This window comes from Zobellia russellii (assembly GCF_018728565.1).
GTDB classification, from domain to species: domain Bacteria; phylum Bacteroidota; class Bacteroidia; order Flavobacteriales; family Flavobacteriaceae; genus Zobellia; species Zobellia russellii.
Map to the genome: position 1 here is coordinate 91,908 of NZ_JACSOI010000007.1, position 16,865 is coordinate 108,772.

Annotated in this window: 14 protein-coding genes and 1 riboswitch; of the genes, 13 read left to right on the forward strand and 1 reads right to left on the reverse strand. The window is 40.5% G+C overall.

Features of this window, described 5'->3' with window-relative positions; translation table 11 throughout:
• Window positions 1-105 precede the first annotated feature (105 nt).
• From H9565_RS16150 to H9565_RS16200, 11 genes are all read left to right on the forward strand, one after another.
• Window positions 106-2,196: a HEPN domain-containing protein gene (locus tag H9565_RS16150; protein WP_215441176.1), complete on the forward strand. Its 2,091-nt coding sequence runs from the start codon at window positions 106-108 to the stop codon at window positions 2,194-2,196.
• Window positions 2,197-2,198: 2 nt separating this feature from the next.
• Window positions 2,199-2,993 carry a uroporphyrinogen-III C-methyltransferase gene (cobA, locus tag H9565_RS16155; RefSeq protein ID WP_215441177.1) on the forward strand — a complete coding sequence of 265 codons (795 nt, stop codon included), beginning with the start codon at window positions 2,199-2,201 and terminating at the stop codon, window positions 2,991-2,993.
• A gap of 5 nt (window positions 2,994-2,998) precedes the next feature.
• On the forward strand, window positions 2,999-4,060 hold the full coding sequence (locus H9565_RS16160; RefSeq protein WP_215441180.1) for an NAD(P)/FAD-dependent oxidoreductase: 1,062 nt from the start codon (window positions 2,999-3,001) through the stop codon (window positions 4,058-4,060).
• Window positions 4,061-4,215: 155 nt separating this feature from the next.
• A riboswitch (SAM riboswitch) is annotated at window positions 4,216-4,323 on the forward strand.
• A gap of 132 nt (window positions 4,324-4,455) precedes the next feature.
• Window positions 4,456-5,454 (forward strand): homocysteine S-methyltransferase family protein, encoded by a 999-nt coding sequence (locus tag H9565_RS16165; protein ID WP_215441182.1) that lies wholly within the window; start codon window positions 4,456-4,458, stop codon window positions 5,452-5,454.
• 44 nt (window positions 5,455-5,498) lie between these two features.
• On the forward strand, window positions 5,499-8,234 hold the full coding sequence (gene metH, locus H9565_RS16170; protein WP_215441184.1) for a methionine synthase: 2,736 nt from the start codon (window positions 5,499-5,501) through the stop codon (window positions 8,232-8,234).
• Complete coding sequence (locus H9565_RS16175; RefSeq protein WP_246560716.1) at window positions 8,227-8,478, forward strand: hypothetical protein; 252 nt, start codon at window positions 8,227-8,229, stop codon at window positions 8,476-8,478. Before metH ends, H9565_RS16175 begins: the two co-directional genes overlap by 8 nt.
• 142 nt (window positions 8,479-8,620) lie before the next feature.
• A complete protein-coding gene (gene metF, locus H9565_RS16180; RefSeq protein WP_215441186.1) occupies window positions 8,621-9,574 on the forward strand; it encodes a methylenetetrahydrofolate reductase [NAD(P)H] in 954 nt (317 codons plus the stop codon).
• A gap of 102 nt (window positions 9,575-9,676) precedes the next feature.
• Window positions 9,677-10,741 carry an acyloxyacyl hydrolase gene (locus H9565_RS16185; RefSeq protein ID WP_246560719.1) on the forward strand — a complete coding sequence of 355 codons (1,065 nt, stop codon included), beginning with the start codon at window positions 9,677-9,679 and terminating at the stop codon, window positions 10,739-10,741.
• A 79-nt stretch (window positions 10,742-10,820) separates the two neighbouring features.
• The gene (locus tag H9565_RS16190) at window positions 10,821-11,573 is read left to right on the forward strand and encodes a head GIN domain-containing protein (RefSeq protein WP_246560722.1); all 753 of its coding nucleotides are present in this window, start codon (window positions 10,821-10,823) and stop codon (window positions 11,571-11,573) included.
• Window positions 11,574-11,659: 86 nt separating this feature from the next.
• On the forward strand, window positions 11,660-12,931 hold the full coding sequence (locus tag H9565_RS16195; RefSeq protein WP_215441192.1) for a serine hydrolase domain-containing protein: 1,272 nt from the start codon (window positions 11,660-11,662) through the stop codon (window positions 12,929-12,931).
• Window positions 12,932-13,041: 110 nt separating this feature from the next.
• Window positions 13,042-13,509 (forward strand): hypothetical protein, encoded by a 468-nt coding sequence (locus H9565_RS16200; protein ID WP_215441194.1) that lies wholly within the window; start codon window positions 13,042-13,044, stop codon window positions 13,507-13,509.
• Window positions 13,510-13,568: 59 nt separating this feature from the next.
• Here the strand turns inward: H9565_RS16200 and gldA are convergent, their stop codons facing one another.
• Window positions 13,569-14,465: a gliding motility-associated ABC transporter ATP-binding subunit GldA gene (gene gldA / locus H9565_RS16205; protein WP_215441196.1), complete on the reverse strand. Its 897-nt coding sequence runs from the start codon at window positions 14,463-14,465 to the stop codon at window positions 13,569-13,571.
• A gap of 430 nt (window positions 14,466-14,895) precedes the next feature.
• Between gldA and H9565_RS16210 the strand changes: the two genes are divergently transcribed.
• Together H9565_RS16210 and H9565_RS16215 are read left to right on the forward strand one after the other, a co-directional pair.
• Window positions 14,896-15,723, forward strand: coding sequence for a prephenate dehydratase (locus H9565_RS16210; protein WP_215441198.1), 828 nt, complete (start codon window positions 14,896-14,898; stop codon window positions 15,721-15,723).
• Window positions 15,720-16,865: a pyridoxal phosphate-dependent aminotransferase gene (locus H9565_RS16215; protein ID WP_215441200.1), complete on the forward strand. Its 1,146-nt coding sequence runs from the start codon at window positions 15,720-15,722 to the stop codon at window positions 16,863-16,865. The genes H9565_RS16210 and H9565_RS16215 overlap by 4 nt, the downstream gene beginning before the upstream one ends.

Sequence of the window (16,865 nt, forward strand, 5' to 3'; positions counted from 1 at the left end):
CCCAAAGGGCAAGGATACTGCTTTAATTATCCCTATAAACCCTATAGGAAAAATATACAATTATTAACCTACCTATAAACGGTAAGAAGCTAGAAGAAATATAGTATGCAAAGTTTCAGAACAGAGATAGAAAACCCGGTTGTTGAAAAGGATATTTTGGCATTGGAGGCTAAAATACGCCAGTTCAAAGAAGGTAATTTAGATGAGGAAAAGTTCCGCAGTTTGCGTTTGGCCAGAGGTGTTTACGGTCAACGTCAACCAGGTGTGCAGATGATTCGTATCAAGTTGCCATACGGTAAGGTTACTTCTAAGCAGTTAAAGCGTATAAGTGATGTTTCTGATGAATATTCTAGAGGTAGATTGCATATTACTACGCGTCAGGATATTCAAATACATTATGTAGATCTTGACCGTACGCCGGAACTTTGGGCAGAGTTGGAGAAGGATGATGTTACCATTCGTGAAGCCTGTGGTAATACGGTACGTAACGTAACGGCTAGTGAAACTGCCGGTATAGATGTAGATGAGCCATTTGATGTTTCGCCATATGCTCATGCACTTTTTGAGTATTTCTTGCGTAACCCGATCAGTCAGGAAATGGGCCGTAAGTTCAAGGTTTCCTTTTCTGCTAGTGATGCGGATACTGGTCTTTCGTACATGCACGATCTTGGTTTTATTGCTAAAATTCAGGATGGTGTAAGAGGTTTTAAAGTAATGTTAGCCGGTGGTCTGGGGTCACAACCACGTCATGCCGAGCTACTTTTTGAATTCCTTGCGGCAGATCAGATCATTCCTTTAATGGAAGGTGTGGTTCGTGTTTTTGACCGTTACGGTGAAAGAAAGAGTAGGGCCAAGGCAAGAATGAAGTTTTTGCTGAAGGACATAGGACTTGATGGTTTTAAGCAGTTATTGGCCGAAGAGCAAAAAGCGATTCCAGTACAAAGTTATCCTATTGATGCCGAAGCCTATCCAAAAGTTGAGGTTGCTAAAGTTGATGAGCCACAAGTGGAAATTGAAGATACGGAAGCTTTTGAAATCTGGAAATCTACAAACCTTATCCCTCAGAAACAGGAAGGGTATTCGGCTATTGGTATTAAAGTACTTTTAGGTGATTTTTATACGGATAAAGCAAGATTATTAGCAGATTTAGTGGAGCAATATGCTGCCGGTGAACTAAGATTAAGCTTGCGTCAGAATATATTGATTCCTTACGTTGCCAATGATTTGGTGCCGTTTTTCTACAATGAACTAAAAAAACTTGGTTTCGTAGAAGCGGGTTATAACAGGGCTATAGATATTACGGCCTGTCCGGGTACGGATACCTGTAACTTGGGTATTGCCAGTAGTACGGGTATTGCTGAGGAATTGGAAAGAATCATGAAGGTGGAATATCCACAGTATACAAGCAACCCAGATGTTGTTATCAAAATCAGTGGGTGTATGAACGCCTGTGGACAGCACAACATGGCCAATATTGGTTTTCAGGGTATGAGTGTAAGAACCAAGGATAAGTTGGTTGCACCTGCACTTCAAGTCTTGTTAGGTGGTGGTAACGATGGAAACGGTAACGGAAGATTTGCTGATAAGGTGGTGAAAATTCCTTCTAAAAGAGGTCCTGAAGCTTTACGATTGATTTTGGATGACTACGACCAAAACGGAAACGGAAAGTCGTATGCGGATTACTACGAAGAAAAAGGTCAGATGTATTTCTATGATTTCCTAACGCCATTATCGGACGTTGAAAATCTTACGGCGGAAGACTTTATTGACTGGGGTAATACGGAACGTTATGAAAAAGCAATCGGTATCGGTGAGTGTGCCGGTGTGGTAATTGACCTTATCGCTACTTTGCTTTTTGAAAGTGAAGAAAAAATACAGAATGCGCAAGAAGCATTTGAAGAAAAGAAATGGGCGGCTAGTATTTACCACTCGTATTCTTCTATGGTGAACTCTGCAAAAGCACTGTTAACTTCAGAAAAGGCTAAAGTAAACACACATGCAAGCATCATTAAGGATTTTGACGCCAAATTTGTTGCCTCTGGTAGAATAGATTTAGGACAAGGTTTTGAAGAACTTGCTTTGCAATTGAATAAAAATGAGCCAACTGAAGCTTTTGCAAAAAGCTATTTGGAAGATGCTAAAGCATTTTTAAAAGCAGTTGAGAAATTTAGACAACAAGAATTGGCAGAAGCCTAAACATGAAATATTCCAACGAAAATAATAACACTTCATCCAATGTAGGCGGTCGCTTTACGGTAATTGGTGCAGGCCCTGGTGATGTTGAGCTTATTACGCTCAAAGCCATCAAGGCATTGGCAAGTGCCAATGTGGTGTTGTACGATGCGTTGGTGTCCGTTGAGTTGCTGGAGTATGCACCCAAAGCCGAACACATTTTCGTGGGCAAAAGAAGAGGGTGTTATGCATACCAACAAGAGCAAATAAACGAGCTTATTGTTAGTAGGGCTAAAACCAATGCTCATGTAGTGCGTCTAAAAGGTGGAGATCCATTTGTATTTGGCCGTGGTGCCGAAGAAATGGAATATGCCGTAAACCATGGGCTAGACGTTGCTATGGTGCCGGGTATATCCTCATGTTTATCGGTTCCTGCATCGCAGAACATTCCGGTTACTAAAAGAGGTGCCGCAGAAAGTTTTTGGGTAATTACAGGAACGACCAAAGAGCACAAACTCTCGGGTGATGTTGCTTTGGCCGCAAAAAGTAACGCCACGGTGGTTATTCTTATGGGGATGAGCAAACTGCCTCAAATAGCGGAATTGTTCAAAGCCGAGGGCAAAGCGGAAACCCCAATTGCTATTGTGCAGAACGGGACCCGAAAAGATGAAAAAATTGCAATTGGTACCATCGCATCCATTGAAGGTGAAGTGGAGCGGCAACAGTTGACCAATCCGGCAATAATTATAATAGGTGAAGTAATAAAACATAGGGCAACCATTTTATCAATTGCCCAGAATCAAGAATTACAGTTAAGTTAATAGTTATGATAAAAACAGATATTCTCATCATTGGCGCAGGCCCAACAGGTCTTTTTACAGTATTTGAAGCAGGCTTGTTAAAGCTAAAATGTCATTTAATAGACGCTTTACCTCAGACAGGTGGCCAATGTTCGGAAATTTATCCAAAGAAACCAATTTATGATATTCCGGCCTTCCCGGAAATTCTCGCAGGAGATTTGGTAACCAATCTTATGGAGCAAATCAAACCTTTTGAAGCGGGTTATACCTTAGGTGAGAGAGCAGAAACATTGGATAAGCAAGAAGACGGTTCTTTTATCGTAACCACTAACAAAGGTACAAAGCACCATGCCCCGGTAGTTGTTATTGCTGGTGGTTTAGGTTCTTTTGAGCCTAGAAAGCCGCCTATTGAGAACATAGCCGATTTTGAGGACAAAGGTGTGGCTTATATCATTAAAGACCCTGAAGTATATAGAGATAAAAAAGTTGTTATTGCCGGAGGTGGTGATTCTGCTTTGGATTGGGCTATTTTCTTGGCCGATGTAGCTTCTGAAGTTTCTTTGGTACACCGTAGGAATGAATTTAGAGGAGCTTTGGATTCTGTTGAGAAAGCGGCAGAATTGGCAAAAGCAGGAAAAATAAAATTATTCACGGAAGCCGAAGTGAAAAAATTGTACGGAGATGACCATTTGGAAGCGGTTGTTATTAAGCATAACGATGCCGAAAAGGGAGAAACCTATGTTGAGGTAGATAACTTTATTCCATTGTTCGGTCTTTCTCCAAAATTAGGTCCAATAGGTGATTGGGGCTTGGAAATTGAGCGTAATGCCATTAAGGTGAACAACGCCAAAGATTACCAAACTAATATACCTGGTGTTTTTGCCATTGGGGATGTAAATACCTACGAAGGAAAACTAAAACTGATTCTGTCTGGTTTCCATGAGGCCGCCGTAATGTGTCAATATGCTTACCAATTAATCAATCCTGGTAAGAGATATGTTATGAAGTATACCACTGTAGGTGGGGTAGAAGGTTTTGACGGTAGTAAGAAAGAGGCCAAAAAAGAGGTCGTTCAAAGTATTTCTTAATTAGCTAATAGTGTACATATAATTCATAAAAACCTTCTGTTATCTCATTTTACGGAAGGTTTTTATCTAATGTAAAGTGCCAAAAACAGGCATGTTTCTTTGGTTTTGAAGGAGATGTGGTGTTACTTTGCAAATCGTTCATTAAAAATATAGGACTGTTATCAAGAAAGGTGGAGGGAATAGACCCTGTGAAACCTTGGCAACCCTTTTCTTATAAAGAAGGTGCTACATTCTATCCTGGTATGTTTTGGGACAGATAACAAAGAGAGGCAATTACAATTGTCCTTATTCTTTTGCTTGATAATTGTTGGTAGGAAGATTTTAGAGTAACATTTTCAATATAATATAAATTGAATTTGGTTGCGTTTGAACACTCAATTAGAGGAGGAAAAGAAATGAAAAACATTCAAGAGATATTAAAAGAACGCATTTTAGTGTTGGACGGTGCCATGGGTACTATGCTTCAACGCTATAAATTTACCGAAGAGGATTTTAGAGGTGAGCGTTTTAAGGATTGGAAAACCCCTGTTCAAGGCAATAATGATTTATTGTCACTAACACAGCCCGAAGCTATCGCGGAGGTGCATAGAAAATACTTTGCTGCCGGTGCGGACATTGTAGAAACCAATACGTTTTCCAGTACAACAATTGCCATGGCTGATTATGACATGGAAGAATTGGTGTACGATCTTAATTTTGAATCTGCACGTATTGCCAAGCAAGTGGCGGATGAGTTTACCGCCAAAGAACCCAATAAGCCTAGGTTTGTAGTAGGCAGTTTGGGGCCAACGAACAAAACGGCCAGTATGTCCCCGGATGTTAATGACCCGGGTTATAGAGCGGTTTCGTTTGATGAATTACGTATAGCTTACAAACAGCAAGTAGAGGCGTTGTTGGATGGGGGCGTAGATATGCTAATGGTAGAGACCATTTTTGATACGTTGAACGCAAAAGCGGCCTTGTTCGCTATAGAAGAAGTAAAGGAAGAGCGAAATATAGAGGTGCCCATAATGGTAAGTGGTACAATTACGGATGCTTCGGGCAGAACGCTTTCGGGCCAGACCGCAGAGGCTTTTCTAATTTCCGTTTCGCACATTCCTATCTTGTCGGTTGGTTTTAATTGTGCTTTAGGAGCCGATCAATTGGTGCCGCACTTAGAAGTATTGTCCAATAAAACGGAGCATGCCGTTTCGGCGCATCCCAATGCAGGTTTGCCCAATGCCTTTGGAGAATATGATGAAACACCGGAACAGATGGCAGCACAAATCAAGGAATATGTAGAGAAAGGACTGGTAAACATCGTTGGTGGATGCTGTGGTACTACCCCGGAACATATTGCCGCTATTGCAGAGTTGGTAAGGAAGTATGATCCACGTGCAGTAGCGGCAGTTTAAATAGGCTACGACAAAGAAAAAACTAAAGAAGTTCATCATGTACTATGAGTAACGACTCAAATATACCAACAACCAATAACCAAAAGCCCGCCAGATTCCTTAAACTATCTGGTTTGGAGCCACTGGTCATCACCCCCGAGAGTAATTTCATAAATGTGGGCGAGCGTACCAATGTGGCGGGGTCCAAACGATTTTTGCGCCTAATTAAAGAGCGAAAGTTTGAAGAGGCGCTGGATGTGGCCCGGGATCAAGTAGAAGGTGGGGCTCAAATCATCGATATTAATATGGATGATGGTTTAATTGATGGTAAGGAAGCTATGGTAAAGTACTTGAACCTTGTTATTGCCGAACCGGATATTGCTAGAGTACCCATTATGATCGATAGTTCTAAATGGGATATTATTGAGGCCGGTCTTCAGGTAGTGCAGGGTAAATGTGTGGTGAATTCTATCAGCTTAAAAGAAGGCGAAAAAGAATTTATCAATCATGCCAAATTGGTAAAACGGTACGGGGCTGCCGTAATCGTTATGGCTTTTGATGAAGTAGGCCAAGCGGATAATTATGAGAGGCGTATTGAGATTTCCAAACGGTCCTATGATATTCTGGTAGACCAAGTAGGTTTTCCTCCAGAGGATATCATTTTTGACTTAAATATATTTCCTGTAGCCACAGGTATGGATGAGCATAAACTTAATGCCATAGATTTTATTAGGGCTACTAAATGGGTTCGTGAAAACTTGCCGTACGCCAATGTTAGTGGTGGGGTAAGTAATGTTTCTTTTTCGTTTCGGGGCAATAATCCCGTGCGTGAGGCCATGCACTCGGTATTCTTGTACCACGCCATAAAAGCGGGTATGAATATGGGAATCGTAAACCCTACAATGTTGGAAATTTACGATGATATTCCCAAGGATTTACTGGAGCACGTAGAGGATGTTATACTTAACCGTAGGGACGATGCCACAGAGCGTCTTCTGGATTTTGCCGAATCTGTAGTAGGTAAGGCTAAAGAGAGCACGGTAGACCTGTCTTGGCGTGAAGAACCTTTGCAGAATAGAATTACAAGAGCCTTGGTAAAAGGTGTTGATCAATATATAGTTGAGGATGTAGAAGAAGCACGTCTTGCCGCCGATAAGCCTATAGAGGTAATTGAAGGCAATCTTATGATTGGAATGAACGTGGTGGGCGATCTTTTTGGAAGCGGTAAAATGTTCTTGCCACAGGTGGTGAAATCTGCCCGTGTAATGAAGAAGGCCGTAGCCTATTTGTTACCATATATTGAAGAGGAAAAATTAAAGAACCCTCAAGTTGGTGACGATAAGGGTAACGGTAAAATATTGATGGCTACCGTAAAAGGAGATGTTCATGATATTGGTAAAAATATCGTAAGCGTTGTACTGGCCTGTAACAATTATGAAATTGTAGACTTAGGGGTTATGGTTCCGCCAGAAAAAATTATAGCGGAGGCCATTGCGCACAACGTAGATGTCATTGGTCTAAGCGGACTTATTACACCGTCTCTGGACGAGATGGTTCATTTGGCAAAGGAGATGGAGCGCAAGAATTTTAAAGTGCCCTTGCTCATAGGAGGTGCAACCACCAGTAAAGCCCATACTGCAGTAAAAATAGACCCACAATACAGTGAGGCCGTAGTGCATGTAAACGATGCCTCGCGAGCGGTTACCGTAGTAGGCGACCTGTTGCAAAAGGAAACATCGGCTAGTTATAAGAAGTCCATTAAAGAGGATTATGACGTCTTTAGGGAAAAATTCTTGAGCCGTACCAAGAAGAAAGAGTATAAAACAATAGGGGCCGCCAGGGAAAACCGATTTAAGATTGATTGGGATGCTACTACTATTGTTAAGCCAAATCAATTGGGTATTCAGGTGATTGAAGATGTAGACCTGGAGAAATTGGTGCCTTTTATAGATTGGACTCCATTCTTTAGAGGTTGGGAGTTACACGGAAAATATCCGGATATTTTAACGGATGAGGTGGTAGGTGTGCAGGCTACGGAACTTTTTGCCGATGCCCAGAAAATGTTGAAGGATATCCTAAAGAATAAAAAGTTGACAGGGAAAGGTGTTTTTGGACTTTTTCCGGCCAATACGCTAGGGAACCATGATGATATTGAGGTTGATGTAGAGGATGGTGCTAACAGCGAAAAATATATTTTTAGGACCCTGAGGCAACAGCTAAAACGTCGTGAAGGTGTCCCGGATTATGCATTGGCAGATTTTATTGCGCCAAAGGAAACGGGTAAGCAGGATTATGTAGGTTGCTTTTGTGTTACCACAGGTTTTGGAACCGATGAACTGGCGGATAAGTACCGCGAGAACTTAGATGATTATAATTCCATTTTGGTAAAGGCCCTGAGCGACCGTCTTGCGGAAGCTTTTGCGGAGTACCTGCATTTGGAAATACGAACAAATCATTGGGGTTATGCCGCTAACGAACACTTGGAGAATGACGAGTTGATAGACGAGAAATACAAAGGAATAAGGCCGGCACCGGGTTACCCTGCCTGTCCCGATCACTTGGAAAAACTTACCCTTTGGGATATGTTAAAGGTGGAAGAACGTATTGGTGTTAAGCTTACGGATAGTTTGGCCATGTGGCCGGCATCATCTGTTTCCGGGTATTATTTTGCTAACGAAGAAGCCCGGTATTTTGGATTGGGTAAAATAAAAGAGGACCAGGTGGAAGACTTTGCGGAGCGAAAGGGAATTCCGTTGGAGAAAGCAACAAAGTGGCTGGCACCTAATATTTCGGATGACTGATATGAAAAAATATGTAGAGATAAGTTTGGGCAGTTTTATGATCAGCCATGGGTACGACCAAAATAACAAGGAGGTTGAGGAAAGGGTTGTGGTAGATGGCTTTTCTAAAAAGCTTGTTGCCGTAGACCGCATAAAATCCGTTAGTGAAAAGTATATCCTTACGGATTACTTGGATGGCAGATGGATTTATTGGGAATATCTGGAAAGCTATGCGGAGGTGAAGCAAATGCTTACGGAGTTGTAATTTTTAAAAGTAAAACCAATGCGTTAGGGATAGCAGCGGTATCTTTTTAAGGCTGATAGGTCTTAAAAAATTTAGCGAATAGCCCGCCCGAACGCCAAAATATAGAATAAACATTAAAATTCCCTTTTTAGGGGCAGCATACATGAAAATAACGGACCACATTACAAATGCAAAGGGAAAAACTTTATTTTCCTTTGAAATTATACCACCGGTAAAAGGGCACCAGATTCAAGAACTTTATGATAATATAGACCCTTTAATGGAGTTTAAACCTCCGTTTATTGATGTGACCACTTCGCGTGAGGAGTACGTGTATATTGATCGTGACGGGCTGTTGGATAAAAAGTTGACGCGTATGCGCCCGGGTACGGTGGGTATTTGTGCATCCATTAAACATAAGTATGATGTAGATACGGTGCCGCATGTGCTTTGTGGAGGTTTTACCCGTGAAGAGACGGAGTACCTATTGGTAGATTGCCATTATTTGGGCATTGATAATATAATGGCGCTGCGTGGCGATGCCATGAAGGATGAGAAGTATTTTCAGCCAACCAAGGGAGGGCATACGTATGCCGTAGATTTGGTAAAGCAAGTGCACGAGTTAAATTGTGGGAACTACTTGCATGATACGGTGGATACGGATAACTGTGCCGATTTCTGCATTGGTGTTGCGGGGTATCCTGAAAAACACTTGGAAGCTCCTTCTTTAAAATCCGATCTAAAAAGACTGAAGGAAAAAGTTGATGCTGGGGCGGATTATGTAGTGACCCAGATGTTTTTTGATAATCAGAAATATTTTGAGTTTGTTGATGAGGCCAAGAAAATGGGTATAAACATTCCTATTATTCCGGGTATTAAGCCCATTGCCGTAAAGAGACATTTGCAATTGCTGCCGCAGGTTTTTAGGATAGATTTACCACAGGATTTAATTGATGCGGTAGATGATTGTAAATCCAACAAAGAGGTGCGTAAGGTAGGTGTGGAATGGGCCATTCAGCAATCTAAGGAGTTAAAGGCGGCGGGGGTTCCCGTATTGCATTATTACTCAATGGGTAAGTCCGATAATATTAAGGCCATTGCCGAGCAGCTTTTTTAGAGAACTGATTTTTGTAAGAAAATAAGTCCAACCTTGGGTTTAAAATAACGAATAGTATTAGTTTTGCGCTCCATGAACCCAAGGGTGTTTTTATTTTTTCTAATGTGTGTAGGGACTTGTTTTTCGCAAGAGACCCGCAGCGTACACAGCTACACATTTGATGCGAACCAATTTTATGGTTCCATTATTTTGCACAATCCGGATATTTCGCATTTGATTACGAACCATCCTGCAGGGGTTATCTTGGCCTATAACCGAAAAACTTACGGCCTGGAAGATTGGCAGCAGGGCTACAATTATCCGGATTTGGGAGGTTCTTTTATCTACCAAAATACGAACAGTTCTACACTAGGAGAGGCCTATGGCCTATATGCCCATTTTAATTTTTACTTCTTAAAACGTAACCTTCAATTTCGTGTGGCTCAAGGTTTGGCCTATATGACCAACCCGTATGACCGGGAAACCAATATCAGGAACAATGCCTATGGAACCAGAATACTGAGTTCTAACTATCTTATGCTTAATTATCACAAAGAGAACTTGTACAAAGGTTTAGGTTTTAAGGCGGGGTTTTCTATCATGCATTATTCCAATGCGAACGTTAAGGCTCCTAATACTTCTACTAATACCTTTGCCTTTAATGTGGGGTTGACGTATACGCTAGAAGGTGAGGAAACCCAATATATTCGGCGTGAAAAGAAAAAAGTTACGGAGCCTATCCGGTGTAATTTAATATTTAGAACGGGAGTGAACGAGAGTGATAATATTGGTCACGGCCAATTTCCGTTTTATATTTTTTCCGGTTATGCAGATAAGCGTTTAGGTCGTAAAAGTGCCCTGCAATTAGGGACGGATGTGTTTTTTAGCAACTTTTTAAAAGAACTGATACGGTACCAATCCATAGCATTTCCTGAAAATAATATTGCTGCAGATACTGATTTTAAACGGGTAGGTGTTTTTGTGGGGCATGAACTCTTTATTAACAAACTATCTATAGGAACGCAGTTAGGGTACTACGTGTATTATCCTTTTGATTTTGAGGGAAAGGTCTATAATAGGTTTAGTTTAAAGCGCTATTTTGGCGAGAAGGTTTTTGGGGTCGTAAGCCTTAAATCTCACGGGGCAGCGGCGGAAGCAGTAGAGTTTGGTATTGGCGTTCGTTTATAAAGAAACACGGAGTATGGTAAGAGAATTAAAAAATAAGGGAATCAAAATCACATGTTTAAACAATAGTGAGGTTTTGCCGATGTCTTATTTTTTTGGAATTCTTTTTTGTCTGGTAGTATTGGTGTCGTGCAATGGAGAAAATGCATCGGATTGTTTTCAAAGTACAGGTGATATCGTTCGCGAAGAAGTAACGGTGTCCGATTTTACTAAAATCACGGTATATGAAAATGTAACCTTGGTTTTAAAGCAGGGTAATACCCATAAAGTAGAAATTGAAACCGGTAGTGTGCTAAGAAATGAGGTTACCGCAGAAGTAGTGGAAGGGCGTTTACTTTTGCGAGACACCAATGATTGTAATTATTTTAGGGATTACGAGGTTACCAAAATTTATGTAACCGCACCCAATATTACCGAAATACGAAGCAGTACGGGCTGGACTATATCTAGTGATGGTGTTCTGGCCTACCCACGATTAACGCTTTTGTCCGAAAGCTTTGCGGATCCGGAAGCTCAAACCACAGATGGAGATTTTGACCTGGAATTGGATGTGCAGACCTTAAGTGTGGTGGTGAACGGTATTGCTTACTTTAAATTGAAAGGTGCTACTAATAATTTGAACTTAACCATTGCCGCCGGAGATTCCCGTATTGAAGCTTCGGGCTTGGTTGCGCAAAACGTAACTATAAATCACAGGGGCTCCAATGATATGTTCGTAAACCCACAATTGTCCATCAAAGGAGTAATCCGTGGGGTGGGCGATGTCTTTAGTGCTAATCAACCCGCAGAGGTTGATGTGGAAGAGTTGTATAAAGGCCGATTGGTTTTTCAGTAATTCTGCATTTGAGTTAAAAAGTTCTGTTGGTGAAATTGGTACGGGCACAGATGCAATCTGTAACTTTGCACTGACCAACATCTGATATGAATCCCATTCTAAAATATATTAAAAATGTATTCGCCAAAAAGCGTATTCTAGGAGATGCACCATCTTTGAATAATCTGGTTACGGCCGATATGCTACTCCAAAATTTGGTCAAAGAAAATAAAGTTCCTGGGCTGGCAATTACCGTCTTAAAAGATGGGGAACGTTTTTTTCAAAAAGGATATGGTTTTGCTGATATGGAAAAGGAAATTCCGGTAAACCCGCAGTCTTCGGTATTTCGGATAGCAAGTGTCTCCAAGCCTATTGCTGCAACTGCTTTGGCTCATTTGGTTGCAGAAGGAACTATTGATTTAGACGCTTCTTTTTACACTTATGTGCCCTATTTTCCAAAGAAAAAATATGACTTTACCATTAGGCAATTGGCCGGTCATACGGCCGGTATTAGAGGATATCGCGGTATTGAATATGGATTGAATAAACCTTATTCCATTAAGGAAAGTATTGAGATCTTTAAAGATGATGAACTCCTTTTTGAACCGGGAACGGATTACCTCTATAACAGTTTTGATTGGGTGTTGATTTCTTTGGCAATGCAGGAAGCCAGTGGGCTGCCTTTTGAGGAATACGTAGCACAGAAAGTATTGCAGCCCTTAGAAATGAACCATACGTTTTGGCCTGATTTAGATTCGACTCAGCTAAATAAAGACCAATCCAACGCTGAATTGGGTACAGCCCAACCAGGTAAAAATGAATCTGCTCCGGAGCTTATAGAGGAGTCAGGTCAAATACAGTTTGGGTTTGAAGAACCCGAGGAATCAATTCCTGTGGCTCAGTCAGATTTGGAAGAGGACAAAGAAATATCCTCACGAACTCAGTCAAGATCAAACAATGTGGTAAAATTCTATTCCAAAAACAGATTGGGATTTAGGGAGGCCATTCCGGTAGACAACTTTTATAAACTGGCCGGCGGTGGTTTTCTGTCTACTGCTGAGGATATTGCCAGATTTGGTCAAGCCTATCTGGATGAAGAAGTATTGACTCCTAATCTTGAAGCCGAATTTCTTACAGCGCAAACGGTCAACAATGGTTCAACCTATTACGGTCTGGGTTGGCAAGTAAGCGAAGATGCTAAAGGAAGACCTTTCTATGGGCATGTTGGCAATGGCGTAGGCGGTTATTCCAACTTCTTTGTGTATCCGGAAGAGCAAATGGTGTTTTCCATCTTAACCAATTGCACGGACCCTAAAATCCAACCTGAGTTGGATGCAATTATAGATAAGTTGATTACTTCCAATAATGTAGTTTCATAGTATTTTTTTCGATTTTAATTCAAACGCATAAAAAATTAATACATCCCGTTTTCTGAGCGTTAGATTGTTGTTATCTAGACTTTAATGCCCTAGCTTTATAAAAAAAAGCTATGAAAAATTTAAAATTAATGGTTTTAACCTTTGGGTTGGGTCTTTTAACTCTGACGATGACCGCTCAGGAAATTACTTCTTTTTCGGGCATGTGGGGCCCAGAATTTTATCAAGATAAAGACAAGCTGACTTGGAAAGAGATTGATAAGATTATGTCGGAAAGTCAAGTTGCTCAGTTAAACTGGGGAAAATCGAAAAAACAAATGGTAGGGGGAATGATTGCCGGAGCAGCTAACTTTGGAACTGCTATTTGGTTTTTGGTCAATGAGAACGACCATAAACCTGTTACGGGGCCTGCAATAGCCTTTGCGGGAACGGGAATAATAGGGTCAATTTTCTTTCATCATGCCATGAAAAACAAAAAGGAAGCAATTTTGAACTACAATGAAAGTGTAGGTAATGGAACTTCGTTCAGGATGGTGCCCGCTGTTAATGAAAACGGAGTTGGGCTAGCTCTGAAATTTTAAAAAAGTCTCACCAAAAAAAAAATCCGGAGGTCAATTATTGATTTCCGGATTTTTTGTTTTCAGGAAGAAGTGAGCTCAGTAAACAAACTCTCCAGGTTTTTGTTTTTACGGCTTAATTGTAGTGTTTTAAGTTCATTGTCATGGGCAAAGTCAAAAACGGCCGGCCGCATATCTTTTGAGGTGTTAAAAGTAATTTCATAAACAAAACCGCCTGTATTCTTTACGTGTGTTACATTGGGTAATTTGTTCAGGAAAGCCTCTTCAACCCTATAATCAAACTCTACTTCAATAATTTGCTCCTCTGCATCACGTAGCTCGCTCAATTTTTTATCGGCTACAAGAACTCCTTTGTTAATTACGAGCACTCGGTCACAGACGGCCTCAACCTCCTTCATGATATGGGTAGAGAGCAATATGGTTTTTTCTTTTCCAATTTCTTTAATGAGTTTCCGTATCTCCAGTAATTGGTTTGGGTCAAGTCCCGTAGTGGGCTCGTCCAAAATAAGTACTTCGGGGTCGTGTAACAGGGCAGCGGCCAGTCCCACACGTTGACGGTATCCTTTAGAAAGTTGGCCTATTTTTTTGTGAGCTTCCGGTGTAAGTCCGGTTTGTTCTATGATTTGGGCTATTCTAGACTTGCCCGTTTTGTACACATCGGCATTAAAGGCAAGGTATTCTTTAACGTACATGTCCAAATATAAAGGGTTGTGTTCCGGTAGGTAACCAATACTTTGCTGAACACTTTTTTTATCGTCTTTAACATCGTATGAATTAACTTTTGCCTCACCTTCATCGGAAGTGTAATAGGTAGTCAATATCTTCATCATGGTTGATTTTCCGGCACCGTTAGGACCTAAAAAACCGACTATCTCTCCTTTTTTCAACTCAAAACTAACATTGTTCAATGCTTTTTGACTTCCAAAATTTTTGGTGATATTACTAACGCTTATAGACATGATGGGGTGTAGTGTGTAATATTAGAATGTTGCTTAATACCGTAGGCTGTTATGTAAAACGATATTGTTCCTTCAAAAATAAGCAATAAAGTAATATTGTATTTTCTTTATAGTAATATCTAAACTGTAGAATTCAAAAAAACATCAATGTCTGACTGCGAGATAACTATAAAATCGAAAAAAATGAGCGCTATCGGTTTTATTTTTAAATAAAATTATTACTTTAGCCCAAGTTTAAGTGTGTTATGACAAAGCAATTCTTTTTTAACGGTTTTTATTTTTACTTCTTTTTTAAGAGAGGTATGGGACTGTTGTAAGATATTGCATGATATAAACAAATTAGAGTCCCGTTATAAACGGGACTTTTTTTGTTCAATACCTATAGAAATTTAAGGATAAAGTTTGTCAGCACAAGGAAGAAAAGTCAATTATGAAGCTAAAAGTAGCTATTCAAGGAATCAAGGGATCTAACCACCATCAGGTGTCTCGGGAGTATTTTGATGATAATGTGGATTTGGTAGAATGTATGTCATTTGATTTCTTGGTAGATCAGTTACTGCAAAAAAAAGCCGATGTTGGGGTAATGGCCATTGAGAACTCTATTGCGGGTTCGATCATACCCAATTATGCACTTGTGTACCACAAAAACCTTCATATTGTTGGGGAGCATTATTTAAACATCAGCCATAATTTGATGGTGCTAAAAGGGCAAAAAATTTCGGATATAGAAGAGGTAAGGTCACATCCCATGGCTTTACTGCAATGCAAGGAATTTTTTGGTGATCATCCGCATATAAAAATGGTAGAAGATGTAGATACGGCGGAAACGGCAAAGCGTATTCAAGACCAACAGTTAAAGCATATTGCGGCAATTGCTCCAGAGGTAGCGGCAGGTTTATACGATTTGGACATCGTAGCAGACAACATACAGACCATACAAAACAATGCAACCCGTTTTATTATTGTAAAGACAAAAAATAAAGAGCTTCCAAAAGGCGAAATCAATAAGGCCTCGGTACGTTTTGTAACGGACCACAAACGCGGAAGTCTTGCGGCTGTGCTTAATGTTATGAGTGATTGTAGGTTGAATCTAACAAAAATACAATCATTGCCCATAATAGAGACACCATGGAAATATGCCTTTTTTGTGGATGTAACTTTTAACGATTATAACAATTTTGATAAGGCAAAATCACTGTTGAACATCATGTCGGAAGACTTTAAGGTGTTGGGTGAATATAAAAATGCGAGAATATGATACGTACGGCCAATCGTTTACATACAGTTGAGGAATATTACTTCTCAAAGAAGCTAAGGGAGGTTCGTGGTTTGATGGCTGAAGGAAGACCAATTATCAATATGGGTATTGGTAGTCCGGATTTGGCACCTTCGGAAGCTATAATAAAAAGCATTCAAGAGGCTGTTTTGGACGGTGGTGCGCATCAGTACCAGAGCTACCAAGGTTTGCCGGAATTGCGTGAGGCAGTAGCCGATTTTTATAGCTTAAAATTTGGTGTTACAGCAGATGCAGCTACTGAAATTTTGCCTTTAATGGGGTCAAAAGAAGGTATTATGCACATAAGTATGGCCTTTTTAAATGAAGGTGATATTGCATTGATACCCAATCCTGGGTATCCAACCTATACATCGGTTACAAAATTGGTAGGGGCAGAAGCAAAATATTACAATCTAACGGCCGAAGGCGGATGGTTTCCTGATTTGGAGGAATTACAGGAACATGATTTGAGCAAGGTAAAAATTATGTGGACGAGTTATCCTCATATGCCAACAGGGGCTACCGCCACAAAGGCACAGTTTGAGAAGCTGGTAGCTTTTGCCAAAAAGAATGATATTCTTTTGGTAAACGATAACCCATATAGCTTTGTCCTTAACGATTCGCCTTCTAGTATTTTGGCTATAGACGGAGCCAAGGATGTTGCTTTGGAACTGAATTCGTTGAGCAAGACTTTTAATATGGCCGGTTGGCGCGTAGGCATGGTCTTGGGAAGTGCAGAGCATATTAATGCGGTACTAAAAGTGAAAAGTAATATGGATTCCGGTATGTTCTACGGAATTCAAAAAGGCGCCATTGAAGCCCTAAAAAGTGGGCAAGAGTGGTTTGATGAGTTGAATGAAGTATACACTTCAAGAAGGGCATTAATGTATCAATTAGCGGATAAGTTGAACTGCACGTATGATACAAAGGCCGTGGGCATGTTCCTTTGGGCAAAATTACCGGAAGGAAGCAAGTCTGCAGAAGAATTTATAGACGAAGTGTTGTATGATAAAAATCTTTTTATAACGCCAGGAACTATTTTCGGAAGCAATGGTGAAGGCTATATACGTTTCTCTTTATGTGTTACGGAAGATAAAATTAAAGAAGCAATTAGTCGGTTTTAA

Excerpts from the sequence above, each read along its gene's own strand:
- H9565_RS16150 (WP_215441176.1), top strand. The coding sequence starts at position 106 with ATGCAAAGTTTCAGAACAGAGATAGAAAACCCGGTTGTTGAAAAGGAT.
- cobA (WP_215441177.1), top strand. The coding sequence starts at position 2,199 with ATGAAATATTCCAACGAAAATAATAACACTTCATCCAATGTAGGCGGT.
- H9565_RS16160 (WP_215441180.1), top strand. The coding sequence starts at position 2,999 with ATGATAAAAACAGATATTCTCATCATTGGCGCAGGCCCAACAGGTCTT.
- H9565_RS16165 (WP_215441182.1), top strand. The coding sequence starts at position 4,456 with ATGAAAAACATTCAAGAGATATTAAAAGAACGCATTTTAGTGTTGGAC.
- metH (WP_215441184.1), top strand. The coding sequence starts at position 5,499 with ATGAGTAACGACTCAAATATACCAACAACCAATAACCAAAAGCCCGCC.
- H9565_RS16175 (WP_246560716.1), top strand. The coding sequence starts at position 8,227 with ATGACTGATATGAAAAAATATGTAGAGATAAGTTTGGGCAGTTTTATG.
- metF (WP_215441186.1), top strand. The coding sequence starts at position 8,621 with ATGAAAATAACGGACCACATTACAAATGCAAAGGGAAAAACTTTATTT.
- H9565_RS16185 (WP_246560719.1), top strand. The coding sequence starts at position 9,677 with ATGTGTGTAGGGACTTGTTTTTCGCAAGAGACCCGCAGCGTACACAGC.
- H9565_RS16190 (WP_246560722.1), top strand. The coding sequence starts at position 10,821 with ATGTCTTATTTTTTTGGAATTCTTTTTTGTCTGGTAGTATTGGTGTCG.
- H9565_RS16195 (WP_215441192.1), top strand. The coding sequence starts at position 11,660 with ATGAATCCCATTCTAAAATATATTAAAAATGTATTCGCCAAAAAGCGT.
- H9565_RS16200 (WP_215441194.1), top strand. The coding sequence starts at position 13,042 with ATGAAAAATTTAAAATTAATGGTTTTAACCTTTGGGTTGGGTCTTTTA.
- gldA (WP_215441196.1), bottom strand. The coding sequence starts at position 14,465 with ATGTCTATAAGCGTTAGTAATATCACCAAAAATTTTGGAAGTCAAAAA.
- H9565_RS16210 (WP_215441198.1), top strand. The coding sequence starts at position 14,896 with ATGAAGCTAAAAGTAGCTATTCAAGGAATCAAGGGATCTAACCACCAT.
- H9565_RS16215 (WP_215441200.1), top strand. The coding sequence starts at position 15,720 with ATGATACGTACGGCCAATCGTTTACATACAGTTGAGGAATATTACTTC.